Consider the following 17435-nt stretch of genomic DNA (forward strand, 5'->3'; position numbering starts at 1 on the left):
TTATAAAAAGAAGGGAGATCTGTTTCTCTTTGAAGAAGTTTATTATGCCTTCACTAACAGTAATTACTTGTATTGTTGTTTTATTAATTGTCACTTGGATGTATCCTTTTTCTTTTCTTAATCTCTCTAAGGAACTGTCATACAAATCAGACCCTGTTGTTGTTAAGGAATATGCTAATGATTTAGCCCTATTTAAAAAGAAATACTCCTTTAACGAAAAGGATTCAACCGAGTTTACAACAAAACAAACAATAAGACTATTATCGCAAAAATGGCTGACAACAAATAAAGTTAATATGAGCAAAGATAAGTTAAACAAACAGGTAACCAACATTCAGAATACGAAAAAAGCTTTACAATCATTATTAAACAAAAATACCAATTACACCTCACAGACAAAAGATTTTCTAAAGTTATTAATAAGTAATCTTGGTTCAATGGAAAAACAAAGCATCAGATTAGTAAACATCAATTTTGAAACAAGACAATCAATAAAAACTCGTATCTATAATCTACGTGGTACTTATATCGGATGTCTTCAATCTCTAAGCTCTTTTTATGAATCGTATGCTTCTAGTAAGAACTAATTAGTAAATCAAGTTATATAGTTACCACCCCGGCCAAAGCTGGGGCTTTTTTATATATTCCGACAATAGCCGGGATTAAATCATTATATTATTTCTTCGATTCTGTGCATGTCTGTAAGTGTCAAATAGAGGAAGATATCAATATTGTTCAATACTGTGATTATTGCAGTGTGAAAGAGCCACTTATGCGGAGTTTAAAACCAATCATTGCGGAAGAAAGAGCCACCATTTGCGGAATGGAGAGCCATTATTGATAGAATCATGAAAGCCTCTTGTATAATTATGTTGCATGCATTCAAGCATGACACTAATATACAGGAGGTTTTTATTATGCTTAATTGTCGCAAGATTCTGGAACTGTATTTTGAAGGAGTCAGTCAGAGAACCATTAGTTCTAGCACTGGACATTCAAGGAATACTGTTTCTGATGTCGTTCAACGTGCCAAGAAACTTGATGTGGAATGCTTGAACGATACAATGACCAATCCATGGCTAGAAGCGTTTCTTTTTCCAGAGAAACAAGCTATAGAGAAAGGTTACTTTCCGGTTGATTGGTGTTATTGATACTCATTTATGTCCAGAAAATGACGGTGGCTATTGACCGCAGTTTGACGAGGACGCTGTCCAATGATCGCCAAAAAATAAGACCATCTTAAAGAAGACAGTCAGTTAACCGGATATTTATAGAATAACCTGATATCTTTCTTTTTCGTTTAGGTTGAAGCGAACACCTTCGGTGATAATATACCAACAATTGCAGAATTCTAGGGTGCAGTTTAGGTAGTAGTAACCCAGAATCAGATTAAATCCTTCCCCACAGTGCAGTCCGTAGGACTGACCTTCAAATAGTACAGCCCAACGATCCTGTTCACGATCATAGAACATTTCATAGGGTGGGTTCATGAAAGTTCCCCCTCAATCACTCGCTTAACCATCCGATCATCAATGATGGGATGACCATTTTGAGCACCATATATTAGGCAATGCGTGCACACCTTATTGATCAGCCGCGGTGTACCACTAGAGAATCGGTAGATTTCTTCAATGGCATCCTCTGTAAATACCGGACGGTCGCAACCAGAAAACTTGAGTTGACACTCAATATAGGCACTGGTTTCTGAGCGATCATAATGACCGATCTTGCACTGAAGATCGATGCGCTGACGAATAGCGGCGAAACTTTGAAGTTTCAGACGGTCCCAAAGCTCACTTTGACCGACCATGATGAGAGCCATTGGACTTTGTGAATCCATTTTAAAGTTCAAAAGGAACCGAACTTCCTCCAACATTTCACGACTGAGCAGATGAGCTTCATCGACAACGCAGACAGGCTGGATACCATGAATCCCACGCATGAGTTCGATTTCATGATGCAGTTGTCTTTTCGCATCCCCCCGATAAAATTTAGCCTCACAGCCCAACTGTTCCAGGAGTCCCTTGTAGAAATGACGTGGCGTTAGCTTTGAATCGGACAAATAGAGAACACTATAATGACTTGGATCTAATTCTTGTGTAAAGCGTCGGACAATTGTCGTTTTACCTGTGCCACAGTCACCTGTTAAGACAGCGAAGAGCTGACGTTCCGCTGCGTGTATCAGGCGCCCCAAAATCTCATCCATAGATTGTGAGTGATAGAGATTGCTTGAAGGAATTGATCGGGAGAAGGGTGCCTGCTTCATCTGGTAAAATGGCTCAAACAAGGTGCTCACCTTCTCTCATCACCTTGCTGTAAGAAACCGCCGGTTTCTGCACGTCTTGCCGTTCCTCGTGCTTTTGAGTTGCTGCACGCAAGAGCCGTGACGCATCCGTTTGTTTGGGTTGAAGGTTTTCAGGTAATTCTGGTCGTTTTCCGACATGTGTGCCAATCTCAAGTTTCTTAGCTTGCCAGGGAGTATAACCTTCTTTTTCAATAGTAATTTGTGACAGATCTGATGGATCATAGATAACATCCACGGTAGTGCCGATAAATGGAGTACCCACTTCATACAGTTGGTTCTGAAAACTGATACATCCGGATTTATCTACCTTTCTTTTTTCCGCATGAAGAAAAGCCAAGCGGATGGTTTCCGCATCCAGAAAGTGTAAGACCTTTTTATCGCTCCGGTAAGCCATCTCCGGTGTGACATGCTCGCCCAGGGCCGAGTGAGGCTTGTTCAGATAACATTCACTGAGCCAGACTTTGAAGAGGTCATTCAGTTGATCAAGTGACTTGGGCTTTTCTAATGCGATTTCTCCCAAAAAAGCATCCACAACACGGTTTAGACGTTCTACCTTGCCTTTTGAGCTAGGCGAGTACGGTCGGGCATAGAGGAGCTTTGTCCCCAGTTTGGAACAGGTCCGAGCCATCCATTTCGTGCGATACTGCTTCCCGTTATCAAAAAATACAGCTTCCGGTCTCCCATACTTCTGAACAGATTGGCGGAAAGCATCTTCAACGATCCGCTGATCTAGAGTGGGATAAAAAGCACCATGAAGGACAAAACGAGTGGCGTCATCGATGAATAAAACAAGATAGGCTTGTTTCTTGATACCGCCTTGACCAATGGGGAGGAATGGTCCAAATTTGATATCCGACTTATTCCGATATCGGAATAAGTCGGATTATCCCGATCTTTTTATTATTCCGATTTAATCTAATTATTAGTGAAAATGTTATAAAAGTAAAATGAAAAATCGGAATAATATATTCTAGTTTCTATCGCAGCACATTTAGGCATCCTTACTAATAAAAGATGCAGACCAATAGTCTGAACTTTATTAGGGGGTAATTCAAATGAAACAAATTGAAATAAGCAGGCTCATTGATCAGACTTTGAACGCTATGAAATCTTTAGGATTAAAGGAATCTACGCTAAAGTCGTATAGGCTTAGCGGTTTCTACCGAATTAGAAAATTCTTTTTTAGTCATGAGAAAATTTACTATAGCTCAAAAATCGCAGGAGATTTTTTAACCTTTGAAAAGAGGAGGCTGATTAGGGAAAAAATATCTGCCCGTTATTATAGAAAGCTACAGAAGTCGGCCGCTTTATTAGATGAATTCTATACCACGGGTACCATGAAATGGGCATACCTGCACAACCATACCACAGTCAAAGTAAATGCGTATTTTTCCACTATTCTTTTGGAGTACACTAAGACATTACATGAAAACTTGAGTGCGGGTACTATTAACGGCATACAATCAAATGTTTTATCATTCCTCGGTTATCTGGAGACTAACAGACATTCAGATTTTGTGAAGATTTCCCAACGGGAAATTAGAGATTTTATCGTGTATATTTCAAAAAGTCACTGTGAAAGCATGAGTAATATCCTCTATTCGCTCCGATCATTCATCAGTTATTTAAGGGATTCAGGAATAGCTCATATTGACGCAGGCTTAATATTACAGAAACCTGCCAGATCCAGAAAAAAAGTTTTACCTTGTTTTTCACATGAAGAGGTAGAGTCTATCCTTCGGCAGATTGATATAAGTCTCCCAGAAGGAAAGCGCGATTATGCTATATTATATCTTGCTGCTCATACTGGATTGCGCTCTATAGATATAGTAAATCTTAAATTAATCGATATAGATTGGAAAAAAGATGAGATACAGATTATCCAACGAAAAACTGGACAGGCACTAGCTCTTCCATTAGAGCCAGATACCGGAAGAGCGATTGCGGAATATATTCTCTATGGACGACCTACTTCAGATTCACCTTATATTTTTCTACGTTCTTTTGCGCCCTTTATTAAATTGGCGGATGTTGGATCAATGGGCAATATATTTAAGAAATATCGAAACAAGGCCGGGATCATACATAAGCCTGGTGATGGGAAAGGACTCCATGCGTTACGCCGTTCCATGGGCACTTGGATGCTTGAAGCAAAAGTTCCGCTAACAACAATCTCACAGGTTCTTGGACACCGTAACCAGAATTCAGCGAAACAATATCTTTCAATGGACCATTGTGGACTGCAGGAATGTTCTCTGGGACTACAGGCTATCGAAACAGAGAAGGAGGAATTGCTGTGAATCCTATTTTTGTTAGCCATTTTGCTAAACACTTGGAAGATATGATTCAGTTCAAAGAAGCGCTGGGGTATTCAAAAAGCAGTTATGAGAAGTTTTTCGTCAACTTCGACAGGTTTTGTTTCATGAATTTCCCGTATGAATCAATCCTCACAAGAGATCTTGTTATGCAATGGGCACGTCTTCATCCCTCAGAGAACGCTAATGGGTTAAAAAGAAGAATGATCGCTGTTCGTGAGCTGGGTAAATATCTGAATACCGTCGGTATTCAGGCATATGTGATCCCAACGGAGATTATCGGAAACTTCAAACCATTTGTTCCTTATCTCTATACAGACCGAGAACTGTCTGCTTTTTTTAAAGCATCAGACCGTCTTATCCCCCACAAACTTTCACCGTTTAGGCACTACATCGTACCGGTTATCTTTAGACTGATTTACTGCTGTGGGTTACGGCCAAGTGAAGGGATAAAAATTCAGTGTGCAGATATTAACCTTAGGACAGGAGAACTTTATATCCGGGAAACAAAGATGCATAGAGACCGTACCATCGTTATGTCTTCCGACATGCTAATCTTATGCAAAAACTACGAGTATCGGATCAGTACGATCTGTAAAAACCGGAAATACTTTTTCCCCCATCCTGATAGAACAGCTTATTCGGTATCCTGGCTGCAGGATCAGTTCCGTAAATGCTGGGGAATTTCAGGAATTACTGACTTTCATGGGGGCAGACCGCGCGTGTACGACTTTAGGCATAATTATGCCACTAGGTTAATGATGAAATGGGTAGAGGAAGGAAAAGATCTATATACATGGCTACCATACCTTAGTGCCTACATGGGTCATGCTGATTTTTCTGCCACTTCATACTACATTCATCTCATTCCGGAACATCTGACCAAATCTTCTGCGATTAACTGGTCGAAATTTACTGAATTGATACCGGAGGTGCATCAATGAAAAAGTTGAAAGATGAGACTCTATTTCGATTAATGCGTGATTATCTAACTGTATATCTTCCAAATCAGAAATGTTGCAGTTTGAATACCATAAAATCATATAGAGAGTCTCTAAACCTTCTATTTGATTTTATTACGACACAAAAAGCAATTCCTCTGACAGATATAACTTTTGAAGTGCTTAACAGTCAAACGATCATTGAATTTCTGGACTGGATGGAAAGAGAACATAATTGGGGAACATCAACCAGAAACCATCGTCTCTCATGTATCCGTTCTTTTTTCAAGTATGCCGGGAATATGGAACTAACAATGATTGTTTATCAAAATGAAATCAAAAAGATACCCTTAAAAAAGAATAAGGATGCCAAAGTCGTGGAATTCATGACAGAACAGGCATTGAAAACTGTATTGGAACAGCCAGATACAAGCACAAAGAACGGTATTAGGGATCTATTTTTCATGATTCTGATGTATGATACGGGGGCCAGAGACCGGGAAGTCCTTGATATGAAAGTAAAAGATTTTTGTGTGGATTTGAAAAATCCATGTGTCTATCTTACTGGAAAAGGTGAGAAAACACGTGTGGTTCCTGTTATGACAAAAACGGTGAATCATTTTCATCAGTATTTAAAGATCTTTCACAGCCCAACGGAGGAAAACTTAAATCAGTATCTTTTTTATACCGTAAGGCATGGAATAAAACAACAAATGTCGGATGACAACGTCGCACGTTTCATGAAGATATATGGAACAACTGCGAAAAAGAAATGTGACGAAATCCCTAAGAAAGTACATCCACACTTATTCCGCCATACCAGGGCCATGCATCTTTACCGTGCTGGAATGCCATTGGCATTGTTGTCAGAATGGCTGGGCCATGCCCAACTGGAAACAACACTGATTTACGCTTACGCAGATACTGAGATGAAACGAGAAGCGATTAAAAGAGCAACAGGAGCCAACAATCCATTAATAGTGGGAGAAAATCCAGCTTATTGGAAAAACGATGATGAACTGATCAAAAAACTTTATGGACTGAAATGAAAAAGTTATCCCGATTATTTACTAAGAAAGCTGCAGAAAGCTTAATGATCTGCAGTTTTTTAGTGATTTGTAATAAGAATCGGAATAATAAAAAAATCGGGATAATCCGACTGCCAGAGCTTATTTCGATGAGATTGTTGGAAGCGTCGAGCGGCTCCTGCTGTTGACTGGTAGAGCCGCATTTGCCGTGAGCTATAACCTCGTTCCGTAAGTCTTTCCTGCAGTGTTGATCGCTTAATTTCACCCGGTTTTGCTCGTCCCTCCCACTCCAATATTTGGATAATCTGCCGGACACTTCGTTGGGGTGCTTCTCTTCTGAGCAGGATTGCTTCTTCCAATAATTCATTTCTTAACGCGCCTTTTATCAAGCCTGCCTGTTTACGCATGGGCTTGAGCCCCTCGAGTCCGAGCTCTCGATAGCTGCCCAGATAACGTCGGATCGTTCTTTCTGAGAGTCCACTTGTTTCACAGATCTGTTTTTTCACTTCAGTCGCTCTGGCGGTGTCCAAATCGCCAGATAACAATGGGGCGATCAGTTGAAAACGTTGAGACGCAATTTCTTCCAGCTTTTTAGAATTTCTCATCACACATCTCTCCTCGTTTTAGCCTTCATCATGAAGTTTAAACGGGAGTCAGCCGGACAAAAATGCAGAACGGGTCTGTACCCAAAGATGAACATTAACAATCGGTCTGGCCATTCTAGCCAGCCAACCTGGTGCATCGCCAAATAGCCGTCCAATTTTTTCGAGTGCGGTCAGTGATTCCACGGACGAAGGATCCACTGGGGCTAAATTGATTTGTTGAAAGCGGAGAACGATCGAATGAAGACAGGCCAGCCAGTAATCGATATACTCAAGGAACCAACGGTTCCAACGATATAGAGTCGAATTGTCCGCAGCGACATCATTTTTGTGAGGCTGGGAAACAACTTTTTCAAAGCAACGTGACTCATAACGTTTATAAGGAATAAGCAGATCAGGGAGTTCATGATGAACTTTTGAACACGTGCCACAACACAAACGACGAATGCGCAGTGAAACGCACGTTCCTGAATCCTTTATGTATTTTCTCAAACGGCTTCCAATGACTTTAAGTTCTCCTCCACAACAAGGACAAGGCACCTTTTCCGCACCCTTAACAGAAAACACCTGTGGATGGGTTATCAACAAGCCGATAGTCTGATATAATAACCATATTGTTGGTTTTAAGGGTATCCCTCGTGTAAGTAGGATTACACGGTAAAGGGATACCTTTTTCCTTTCGTAAAATAAGTGCCAGCTATAAAGTCCTATGGACATTATAGCTGGCACCTACTGGACAGGCAATCCCGTCAACTTTCGGCTATTTTCAGGCAGCAATAACAATTGGGAAAAAGTCCATAAAGAGTTACAAAAAAAGAATGTCACCTTGACTTTATTGCATCACGAGTATGCGACAGAAGCACGTGATGGTGGGAAAATTCCTTATGCCTATCGTACTTACTGTGAAAACTATGGGAAATATGCGAAGAAGTATAAGTTAACCATGCCTATTCGAAGAAAACCAGGTGAAGTTATGGAGGTAGATTGGGCTGGATCTACGCTGCAAATAATTGATCGTTCAACAGGAGAAACGATTCCAGCCTATGTTTTTATTGCGACCTTGCCTTATAGTCAATTCAGCTACGTTGAAGCATTTTTAGATATGAAATCAGCTCATTGGCTGATTGCTCACATTCATGCATTGGAGTATTTCGAGGGAGTTCCTGAAACGTTGGTTCCCGATAATTTGAAAACGGGGGTGACAAAAGCACATCGAGAAGAGCCTCTTCTGAATGAAGCCTATCGTGAACTTGCAGACTATTACCATACTGTCATTGTTCCGAGCCGTGTTCGCAGGCCGAGAGATAAAGCAAGCGTTGAAGGGACTGCTGGATATATTTCTCGGCAGATGATCGCTCCACTAAGAAACTATCATTGTTTTCGTATCGAAGATTTAAATCAACAAATCTTTGAAAGTCTAGAGGAAATTAACACCATTGACTTTCAAAAGCGACCTGGTTCACGTAAAAAGGTGTTTGAGGAAGAAGAGAAATCCTACCTTCAATCGCTTCCTCAAACACGGTACAAACTTGCGGAATGGAAAACAGCAAAAGTTCAACTGAACTACCACATCCAAGTTGAACGAATGTATTATTCCGTTCCATATGATTATGTCCGAGAGAATGTCGACATTCGACTAACCACGGACTTAATTGAAGTTTACTTCAAAGAAGTCCGTATTGCATCCCATAAACGATTAAAAGGTGAAATGGGTCAGTTTTCTACGAACGCGGACCATATGCCTGATCATCACCGATTATATCTAGAACATAATCCTGATAATAATCGGAAGTGGGCAGAAACGATTGGACCGTCCGTGACTCAGTTGGTTTCTTATATCTTAGAAAAAAATGTGGAGAAAAAGGCATTAAATATCCTTAGTACACTCAGGAATCTATCAACAAAATACACAAAGGCAGACATGGAAAAAGCAACAGAAACATTACTTGAAATAGCAACAAACCCAACGGTTTCTGTTTTAAAAAGTGTATTGGAAAGAATGAAGAAAAGAAAAGAAAAGAAAACAAAAACAAAATACAGATAGTAGCACCACCTCTGATGATTATGGATTTATCCGTGGGGCTAAATACTTTGGGAGAGATAATAAATGATGAATCAAGAGACGTTACGTAAATTAATAGAAATGAAAATGGGTGCGATGGCTGAACTCTATAAGCAACAAGGACAGAATAACGATTACAAGAGTATGGATTTTGATGATCGATTCAATCTGTTAGTCGATTACGAGTATGATAGACGGAAATCTAATCGACTAGAAAGATTAATTAAACAGGCAACATTTAATGATCCAACAGCCGCTATTGAAGATATTGAATATCATCCTGATCGTCACCTAGACAAGAAACAAATACTAGAGTTAGCAACAGGAAATTACATTCAAAACCACCATAACATTATTTTAATGGGAGCCTCTGGGAACGGGAAAACATGGATATCAAACGCCTTTGGTGTTCATGCATGCCGCCAATATTACAAAGTTAAATATATTCGATTACCAGAATTACTGGATGAATTAGCTGTAGCAAAGTATGAAGCAGATGGAAGTTTCCGTAAGTTGATTCAAAAATATAAAAAGATTGATTTATTGATCGTAGATGAGTGGTTATTAACAGAGTTGTCAGAAGATAATGTACTCCATGTGTTGGAAATTATTGAAGCAAGGTTAAAGAAAGCATCCACCATTTTCTGTTCTCAGTTTTCTCCGGAAGGATGGCACTCGAAACTAGGACAGGCACAGATAGCAGATGCGATTCTTGACCGAATCGTTCACGATTCCTATAAGATTCTAGTTGATGGCGACGTTTCGATGAGAGAACGTCATGGATTGAGGGTATCTATATGATTCCCTCGGAAGTTGAAAATCGTATAGCACGGTATTTTATGCATATGTATTTACCGGATAAAGTGAGGGTGGCAGTTGAGGAAAGACTATTACCCTCCTGCATATGGAATGAGGAAGAGAATTTAGATCAGGATGAACTGGTTCGTTGGGCAATAGAGATTATTGATAAGCAATTAGGAGATAAACGATTCAGATAGTACAAACAGCCGTTGGAACGAACCTGATTCCAATGGCTTTTAATATTACTTTGGTAATTTTAATAACGGTGGCTCTTCCTCCCGCACTTACTGGCTCAGATATCCGCCAACAGTGGCTCAAAACTCCGCACTGCTGGTGAAGGCGGCCATCATAATAGGCCACTCGTGCCAAAAAATAGGCCAGGCTCTGCCACAAAAGAAGCCACCTTCTGCAAGAAAATAGGCCAAAAGGTAGACGGTGGCCACGTCAGTTTCTGACGCTGCTCCCCCTTCCCTATCTCGAGAGAGTATCCATTTTCTCTGAGAACCTGGCAAGGGTAAAGGCTTCGCCCTCCCTACGGTCGCCCTTGTCAGAACCTCAAAGAAAATGGTCGCAGTAGTTGGATAGGGAAGGGGCAGAAATGGCCATCTATTGATGAATATCAGTCGGACTTTTTTCTGCTTTTCCATTACCAATAATCATGACCGAAATCTTTGCAATGGCGACATTGCCACCGGCTGCGGACAGAAGGCATTATTAAATGCCTGTGGATCAAATTATGGCAGAAGGTGGCCTATTCCTTGTCATTGAGTGGACTATTTTTTGGCAAAAGGGGGCCGCTGACGTGGCCGCCGTCAGCTGGCTCAATCCATCCGCAATACTCAATTAAGTCCAATTGTAGTCCCAAACAAGAACATGATACTAATCACATGGATGTATTACTGGATAACACAATGAACAACCTTTAAAGCACCAAAACGATGCAAAATTAGCGCAAAATGATTTGATTTTCGTTGATTATCTTTGACGATTGCCGAAAAACAAAAAGAGCCTTGAACCGCGTCATATCAACGATTCAAAGCTCTTTTACTTGGTTTATTCAACCATCTCTGATACTCCATTAATGGAGACGGTGGGAGTCGAACCCACGTCCAGAAGCATCGTGATTTAAGTTTCTACGAGCGTAGTCGGCATATTAGCATTTCGCCCCAGCGTCGGCCTGCCGACAGGCTTTTGCGAGGCTATCCCGATTGTTCTCTTCCTTAGCCCTCAGGATGCGGGCGTCCAGCGTATCCCACTAGAGTGAGTCCCTGATCCTACCACATGGGCGATGGAGGGAGGGACCGCAAAAGCTACTTAGGCAGCTAAAGCGAGGTTGTTATTAGTTTTGCCAGTTATGGCTTTGGCGTTTTTACGAGGCCGACCCCCTCGGCTCGCCGCTTAAACCCGACCTACCCCTGTCGAATCCGTAACGTCCCCGTTTAAAAAGCAACGGGACTTGCGGTGAAAGTGAATCATCCATAACTGTAACTGTTACTAACACAGTAAGGTCATTATAGCAAAAGAAAGCAAGCTTTTCAACTTACATTTTCTGGTGATCGCGAAACGCGCGGGCCATTTCACGTTGAGCGGTTTGCTTTTTCATTGACTCCCGCTTATCGAACATCTTTTTGCCTCGCCCGAGACCGACAAGAACCTTGGCAAATCCGTTCTTAATATAAACTTTGAGCGGAATCAGTGCATAGCCGGTCTTATCGGCCTCCGGACCAAGTTTATTGATCTCTTTCTGATGCATCAGCAGCTTCCGAGTGCGGAGCGGATCGTGATTGTAGCGGTTGCCCTGCTCATATTGACTGATGTGCATATTATAAACAAATGCTTCGCCGTTCTCCACACGGGCAAACGCATCCTGAATACTGACTTTGCCGCGACGGATCGATTTAATCTCCGTGCCCTGCAGCACAATTCCCGCTTCCACTGTTTCTTCAATAAAGTAATCATGATGTGCCTTGCGATTTTGTGCAAGCACACGTCTTTCGCCTTTTCCCATATCAAACACCTGCCAGACTTTCATTCATTGTTTCATTATAGGTCATGCAGACATAGTGGGGCAAGCGCTTCACTAATTGATCCGTTTACCTCCGTCTTTTTACCGAAACATAATCAAGAAGAATGACAATAACGATAAATACGAATGAAGCCAGCAGCATGTCGAGCGGTGTTTTATTCGACTTTGTCATAATTTGCGTGTACCAAAACCATTGAATCGCAAAGCAGGCTGCGAATAGCCCGGCATAATAGAGAATCTTTTTCATGATTTTATGCCCTCTCTCCGTCCGGATAGCCGATTTCTTCGTAGATTGCATGTGCGACACCATCTTCATCGTAATTCTTGGTCACGCGGTCGCAAACCGCTTTAATATCGTCATGAGCATTGCCCATGGCGACGGACACACCGGCGACCTCAAACATCGACAAATCGTTGTAATTATCACCAATCGCCATTACCTGATCGATCGGAATGTTTAAATAATGTGCTAGATGATCAAGCGCATTTCCTTTCGATACGTTAGGGGGCATGATTTCAAAGTTACCCGTTCCGCTTGAAACAATGCTGTATTTATGTTTGGCTTCGTACACATCGCGAGCCTTTTTCAACTTTTCGTCATCATAGGAAAAAATAATAATCTTGGAAAATTCTGTACTTCGATTTTTAAAAATGTCCCAATCTTCAACAAAGCGATAAAAGTCAGCACGTGTCGCCTCTTGAAAACCAACGGATCGGTCCTCGTGAATACCCAGCCTTTTCAGTTCTTCACGAAGCCATGTTGTTCCTTCTTCAGGAACATAAATATGATGTTCTGAATAGACACCAAAATAATAGTGCTGCTCCGCAAGCTCTTTTACAATTTCCAGTGCTTCATCTCGGTTCAGAAAATCCGCGCCAAGCAGTTTGCCGTCAGAGGAATGAATGGTTGCTCCATTCGCTCCAATCAGATGCGTTTCCATATCGAATTCCGTCATTTTGCTTTCAATATCAAAGAAGGCACGTCCTGAAGCAATCGCCAGCGTCACACCCTTGGAACGTGCATAACGCAGCGCTCTTAAGTTTCCCCAGCTGATCCCGCGATGCTTGTTTAACAACGTCCCATCCATATCCATTGCTATTAATTTTATCATTAGATCCTCCTGTTTATTATTGATGTTCTCGCCGTGCAAAATCGACAAAGCGGAATTTATCAGCCCGATGCCGCGATTCGGTGAATTGAAACAGTTCAGCATTTTCTAAGTAGACCAGACTGCGCACCACCACAACATGGGTATCCTGACTCATCGTCAAATAACGTTTATCCTCAACGCCTGCACGTTCGACTGTAATTTCCTTTTTGGCAAAGCCGATTTTTAACCCAAGTTCATTCTCAATATAATCATACATGGAACGTTCGCAAATATCTGCAGTGAGCATGGGCACGATCCCTTGAAGTAAATAATCCTTATCCAAAATGACTGCTTCCCCATTTACCGTGCGCGATCGGATCACTTTCCAGACCGTCTGATCGTCACGAATATTCATCATCATTTTTAAATGATCATCAGGTTTCATTAATACAAGCTGATGTACTTGCGTTGTCCATTTGTTCTTTGAATGATTGGCAAGCTCGCGAAAGCTTGTTAATCCTGAGATTGGGAAGTTCTGCCTGCTTACATCCAGAACAATGGAACCTTTCCCCTGAATCTTTTGAATGTACCCGTTGCGCGACAGCATTGCAAGCGCCTTCCGAATGGTTTCACGCGATGCTTTGAACTGCTCACCGAGCTCATTCTCAGTAGGCAGCAGCGAACCGGCCGCAATTTCTTGTTTGTGTATTTTTTCACTGAGATCGTTATAAATTGAAATGAATTTGCTCCTGCCCATAATTACCTTTCCCCTTCAGTTGCCGAACGACTGCCCATTTCTATTTTATCAAAAAAACTTTTTTAGACAGTAAAAATAAAAGGGCAAAGCTGCCCTCTTATCCATAATCCCAATATCAGTATATCAAAGTTTCGGTATGAAAGCCTTCACATATCAGGCAAATTAATGAACTTCCTCATTTACCTTCAAGATGGTAAACCACTGATTCATAAGGACGAAGCTTCAGATCCTGCAGCTGTTCCGAGGTATCAGAATAATTACTGATCAGCACTTCACTTTGAGCACCTGCTAATTCTTGAGGTACAGAGAATTTTGCGTTGGCATTGGCAAAATTGCTGACGACAAGCAACCGATCACTTACCCCGTTACGAAGATAGGCGAAAATTTGCGGATCCTCGGGAAGCAGCAGCTGGAAATCACCGTTAACGATCACATCGAACCTTTTGCGAAGAGCGATCAGCTTCTGATAGTGATAATAGACAGAATTCAGATCGTTCAGTGCCGCTTCGGCATTTATGACTTTATAATTATTTGCGGCATCAATCCATGGCTTGCCTAGGGTAAACCCGCCATGCTCGCTCGCATTCCATTGCACCGGCGTCCGACCATTGTCTCTCGATTTTTGCCGGAGAATCGCCAAAATTTCCTTTTCAGACTTGCCCTCTTCCCGAAGAAGTTTATAGGCGTTGAGCGATTCCACATCCCGATAGTCATCAATACGCTTGAAGTTCGGGTTGGTCATTCCAATTTCTTCGCCTTGATAGATATACGGTGTACCTTGCAGCATATGCAAGGTAGTGGCGAGCATTTTCGCAGATTCAATTCGGTATTCACCCTCATCGCCGAATCGAGATACAATCCGCGGCTGATCGTGATTGCACCAGAAGAGCGCATTCCAGCCCCCGCCGTCATGCATGCCTTTTTGCCACTCTTCCAGAACCTTTTTCAAATCAACAAGTCTTAATTTCCCGAGCGCCCACTTCTGGCCATTGGGATAGTCGACCTTCAAATGGTGAAAATTGAAGGCCATACTAAGCTCTTCATACTTCGGATTCGTGTAATGGATACAATTGTCAACCGTTGTTGAGGACATCTCGCCAACGGTAACGGTTCCCGCACGTCTGCTGAATACCCGTTGATTCATCTCATGCAGAAACTCATGAATTCGCGGTCCGTCCGTATAAAACGGCCGACCGTCTCCAGGCGATTTCGGATCATGATCATCCGGAAAACGCTGATCCTTTGAAATGACATTGATCACGTCGAGGCGGAAACCATCCACACCCTGATCAACCCAGAAATTCATCATCTTGTAAACATCATCACGGACGGCTTTGTTTTCCCAATTCAAATCCGCTTGGCTGACGTCATACAGATGCAGATAATACTGCCCGCTTTTTTCATCCAGCTCCCAAGCCGGTCCTCCGAATTTCGACTGCCAATTGTTTGGCATTCCGCCATCTTTGGATGGATCGCGCCAAATATAATAATCACGATACGGACTGTCGGCACTGCTCAGCGCAGCCTTGAACCAAGAATGCTCTGTTGATGTATGATTGACGACGATATCCATAACGATTTTCAGTTCTCTCTGATGTGCCTCAGAGAATAAGCGTTTCAAATCCTCCATCGTTCCGTACTCCGGCTGCAGACTGTAGTAATCGCTGATATCATAGCCATTGTCGTTTTGCGGTGATCGATACATCGGCGTCAGCCAAAGGACATCGACACCAAGCTTTTTCAAATAATCCAGTTTCTCGATGATTCCATTAATATCGCCGATACCGTCTCCATTTGTATCCATGAAACTCTTCGGATAGATTTGATAAACGGTTGCCTTTTTCCACCAATCTTCATTCATATCGTCACACCCTGTCTCTTTTTTACTTTGCACCCTGATCTCTTTAGCGTTACCCTTCGTCAATCGACTTCTTGCTGAATTTAGAAAAAATGTACGTCAGAATAAATGGCAGGATCAATACGATCAGCATACCGATGAAAAATGGTCCCCAATATTTCGGAATGATTGACAGAAAGCCCGGCAATCCACCGATACCGATTGATGTTGCCTTAACGCTGCACAAGGTAATGAATGCACCGGCAATACCTGAACTGATAATTGCCGCAAGAAATGGATAGCGGAATCTCAGGTTAACCCCGAACATCGCCGGTTCCGTAATACCAAGCCATGCAGAAACTGAGGATGTCATCGCGAGCCCTTTCAATTTGGCGTCACGAGCCATTAGGAAAATGGCAAAAGCTGCCGCGCCTTGCGCAATGTTTGACAATGCAAGCATCGGCCATAGGAATGTCGAACCGGTGCTTCCGATCAACTGGAGGTCAACAGCAAGAAAAATCTGATGCATACCCGTGATAACCAGTACGCCATAGAAGAATCCGTAAACCAAACCGCCAAGAATCGGAACGTAATGGAACAAACCAACGATGCCGGCTGTGATCCAGTTCGCCAGCTGCAGAGTCACAGGTCCGATAATCGTAAAGGAAAGCAAACCGGTGACAAGCAACGCAACCGGAGCCACGACAAGCAGCTGGATGGAATCCGTGACATGTTTTTTCAAATAAACTTCAATTTTCGCAAGCACATAAGAAGCAACGAGTACTGGAAGCACTTGTCCTTGATAACCGACTTTGTCAATGTGCAGTCCGAACAGATTCCAAATCGGAACGGTGCCCTTGGTCTGTGCTTCTGCCAGGCTGTAGGCATTCAACAGTGATGGGTGAACGAGTACAAGACCGAGCACGATGCCTAGCAATGGGTTGCCGCCGAATTTCTTCACTGCGGACCAACCGATCAGTGCAGGCAGAAAGACGAAAGACGTATTTGCGATGACCAGAATAATATCAGCAAAATCTTTCCACTGTGGATAGGCTTGCACCACTGATTCTTTAAAGAAAATCCCCGGATTTGCAAGCACGTTGTTAATGCCCATCAGCAAGCCGGCAGTCACGATTGCAGGAAGAATAGGGATGAAAATATCTGCCAGCGTTTTAATCCCCTTCTGCAGCGGATTCATTTTTTCTGCCGCCGCATCTTTTACTTCTTGTTTTGAAGATTCGCCGATTCCCGTTAAACGAACAAATAAATCATATACCTTGTCAACGGTACCATTTCCAATCACGATCTGAAATTGACCATTTGCTGAGAAAAAGCCTTTGACCAGGTCAATCTTATCAAGTTCTTCTTTGTTTACTTTATTTTCGTCCTTTAAGATTAAACGCAGCCGGGTAACGCAATGCGTCGCGGCGCTAATATTTTCACGACCGCCGACCGTATCAATGATCTGATTAACCGATTCTTCATTAATGACTGCCATACGAATCACTCCTGTTTTATGATTCTGCAAATTAGTGCGAGATTATTTTTATAAAACGTTTTCATTTATTTCCCTATAAATTGAGCTGCATTTCAGCACTACACGGCCGTTGCAATGCCTAGATGTCCGCTCAGCTATTTACTACATTTGTAAGTATAACGCTTTCATTTTT

Annotated in this window: 17 protein-coding genes, 1 other RNA gene and 2 pseudogenes; 8 read left to right on the plus strand and 12 right to left on the minus strand. The window is 42.1% G+C overall.

The window, feature by feature from the left end; genetic code table 11:
* Positions 1-29 precede the first annotated feature (29 nt).
* Positions 30-587, plus strand: a complete 558-nt coding sequence (locus tag AC1MBV_RS04005) for a hypothetical protein (protein WP_480947563.1) — start codon at positions 30-32, stop codon at positions 585-587.
* 330 nt (positions 588-917) lie between these two features.
* On the plus strand, positions 918-1151 hold the full coding sequence (locus AC1MBV_RS04010) for a hypothetical protein (RefSeq protein WP_480947564.1): 234 nt from the start codon (positions 918-920) through the stop codon (positions 1149-1151).
* Positions 1152-1268: 117 nt separating this feature from the next.
* Here the strand turns inward: AC1MBV_RS04010 and AC1MBV_RS04015 are convergent, their stop codons facing one another.
* The 3 genes and pseudogenes from AC1MBV_RS04015 to AC1MBV_RS04025 all read right to left on the minus strand — a co-directional run.
* Positions 1269-1490: a DUF5348 domain-containing protein gene (locus AC1MBV_RS04015; protein ID WP_480947565.1), complete on the minus strand. Its 222-nt coding sequence runs from the start codon at positions 1488-1490 to the stop codon at positions 1269-1271.
* On the minus strand, positions 1487-2287 hold the full coding sequence (locus AC1MBV_RS04020; RefSeq protein ID WP_480947566.1) for an ExeA family protein: 801 nt from the start codon (positions 2285-2287) through the stop codon (positions 1487-1489). Before AC1MBV_RS04020 ends, AC1MBV_RS04015 begins: the two co-directional genes overlap by 4 nt.
* Positions 2280-3173: pseudogene (locus AC1MBV_RS04025) on the minus strand (Mu transposase C-terminal domain-containing protein); the annotation flags it as partial. The gene AC1MBV_RS04020 and the pseudogene AC1MBV_RS04025, both read right to left, overlap by 8 nt.
* A 187-nt stretch (positions 3174-3360) precedes the next feature.
* Between AC1MBV_RS04025 and AC1MBV_RS04030 the strand changes: the two are divergent.
* Genes AC1MBV_RS04030 through AC1MBV_RS04040 form a run of 3 tightly spaced genes read left to right on the plus strand, consistent with a single transcriptional unit; the run spans position 3361 to position 6610 of the window.
* Positions 3361-4605, plus strand: a complete 1245-nt coding sequence (locus tag AC1MBV_RS04030; RefSeq protein WP_480947567.1) for a tyrosine-type recombinase/integrase — start codon at positions 3361-3363, stop codon at positions 4603-4605.
* On the plus strand, positions 4602-5564 hold the full coding sequence (locus tag AC1MBV_RS04035) for a tyrosine-type recombinase/integrase (protein ID WP_480947568.1): 963 nt from the start codon (positions 4602-4604) through the stop codon (positions 5562-5564). Before AC1MBV_RS04030 ends, AC1MBV_RS04035 begins: the two co-directional genes overlap by 4 nt.
* Positions 5561-6610, plus strand: a complete 1050-nt coding sequence (locus tag AC1MBV_RS04040) for a tyrosine-type recombinase/integrase (protein WP_480947569.1) — start codon at positions 5561-5563, stop codon at positions 6608-6610. Before AC1MBV_RS04035 ends, AC1MBV_RS04040 begins: the two co-directional genes overlap by 4 nt.
* Positions 6611-6714: 104 nt before the next feature.
* On the opposite strand, the pseudogene AC1MBV_RS04045 reads toward AC1MBV_RS04040, so the two are convergent.
* Positions 6715-7194, minus strand: a pseudogene (locus AC1MBV_RS04045) (helix-turn-helix domain-containing protein); the annotation flags it as partial.
* A gap of 48 nt (positions 7195-7242) precedes the next feature.
* Entirely contained in the window at positions 7243-7908 is a 666-nt protein-coding gene (locus tag AC1MBV_RS04050) for a DUF6431 domain-containing protein (protein ID WP_304654789.1), read from the minus strand.
* On the opposite strand from AC1MBV_RS04050, the gene istA reads away from it, so the two are divergent.
* The 3 genes from istA to AC1MBV_RS04065 all read left to right on the plus strand — a co-directional run bounded on the left by istA (position 7901) and on the right by AC1MBV_RS04065 (position 10901).
* Positions 7901-9235: an IS21 family transposase gene (istA, locus tag AC1MBV_RS04055; protein ID WP_480947570.1), complete on the plus strand. Its 1335-nt coding sequence runs from the start codon at positions 7901-7903 to the stop codon at positions 9233-9235. The genes AC1MBV_RS04050 and istA overlap by 8 nt on opposite strands.
* A gap of 63 nt (positions 9236-9298) precedes the next feature.
* A complete protein-coding gene (istB, locus tag AC1MBV_RS04060; RefSeq protein WP_480947571.1) occupies positions 9299-10054 on the plus strand; it encodes an IS21-like element helper ATPase IstB in 756 nt (251 codons plus the stop codon).
* A 718-nt stretch (positions 10055-10772) separates the two neighbouring features.
* Positions 10773-10901, plus strand: a complete 129-nt coding sequence (locus AC1MBV_RS04065; protein WP_480947572.1) for a hypothetical protein — start codon at positions 10773-10775, stop codon at positions 10899-10901.
* A gap of 232 nt (positions 10902-11133) precedes the next feature.
* On the opposite strand, the gene ssrA is transcribed toward AC1MBV_RS04065, so the two are convergent.
* The 7 genes from ssrA to treP form a co-directional block, all read right to left on the minus strand.
* Positions 11134-11491, minus strand: a transfer-messenger RNA (tmRNA) gene (gene ssrA / locus AC1MBV_RS04070).
* A 103-nt stretch (positions 11492-11594) separates the two neighbouring features.
* Positions 11595-12062 carry an SsrA-binding protein SmpB gene (smpB, locus tag AC1MBV_RS04075; protein ID WP_480947573.1) on the minus strand — a complete coding sequence of 156 codons (468 nt, stop codon included), beginning with the start codon at positions 12060-12062 and terminating at the stop codon, positions 11595-11597.
* Positions 12063-12147: 85 nt separating this feature from the next.
* The gene (locus AC1MBV_RS04080) at positions 12148-12327 is read right to left on the minus strand and encodes a hypothetical protein (protein ID WP_480947574.1); all 180 of its coding nucleotides are present in this window, start codon (positions 12325-12327) and stop codon (positions 12148-12150) included.
* A 4-nt stretch (positions 12328-12331) separates the two neighbouring features.
* Positions 12332-13192 carry a Cof-type HAD-IIB family hydrolase gene (locus AC1MBV_RS04085; protein WP_255746709.1) on the minus strand — a complete coding sequence of 287 codons (861 nt, stop codon included), beginning with the start codon at positions 13190-13192 and terminating at the stop codon, positions 12332-12334.
* Between the two features lie 16 nt (positions 13193-13208).
* Positions 13209-13928, minus strand: a complete 720-nt coding sequence (gene treR / locus AC1MBV_RS04090; RefSeq protein ID WP_255746707.1) for a trehalose operon repressor — start codon at positions 13926-13928, stop codon at positions 13209-13211.
* 175 nt (positions 13929-14103) lie between these two features.
* Positions 14104-15789: an alpha,alpha-phosphotrehalase gene (treC, locus tag AC1MBV_RS04095; RefSeq protein WP_480947575.1), complete on the minus strand. Its 1686-nt coding sequence runs from the start codon at positions 15787-15789 to the stop codon at positions 14104-14106.
* A gap of 49 nt (positions 15790-15838) precedes the next feature.
* Positions 15839-17263 carry a PTS system trehalose-specific EIIBC component gene (treP, locus tag AC1MBV_RS04100; protein ID WP_255746704.1) on the minus strand — a complete coding sequence of 475 codons (1425 nt, stop codon included), beginning with the start codon at positions 17261-17263 and terminating at the stop codon, positions 15839-15841.
* Positions 17264-17435 lie beyond the last annotated feature (172 nt).

Source organism: Sporolactobacillus sp. PKPK-6 (assembly GCF_056678885.1).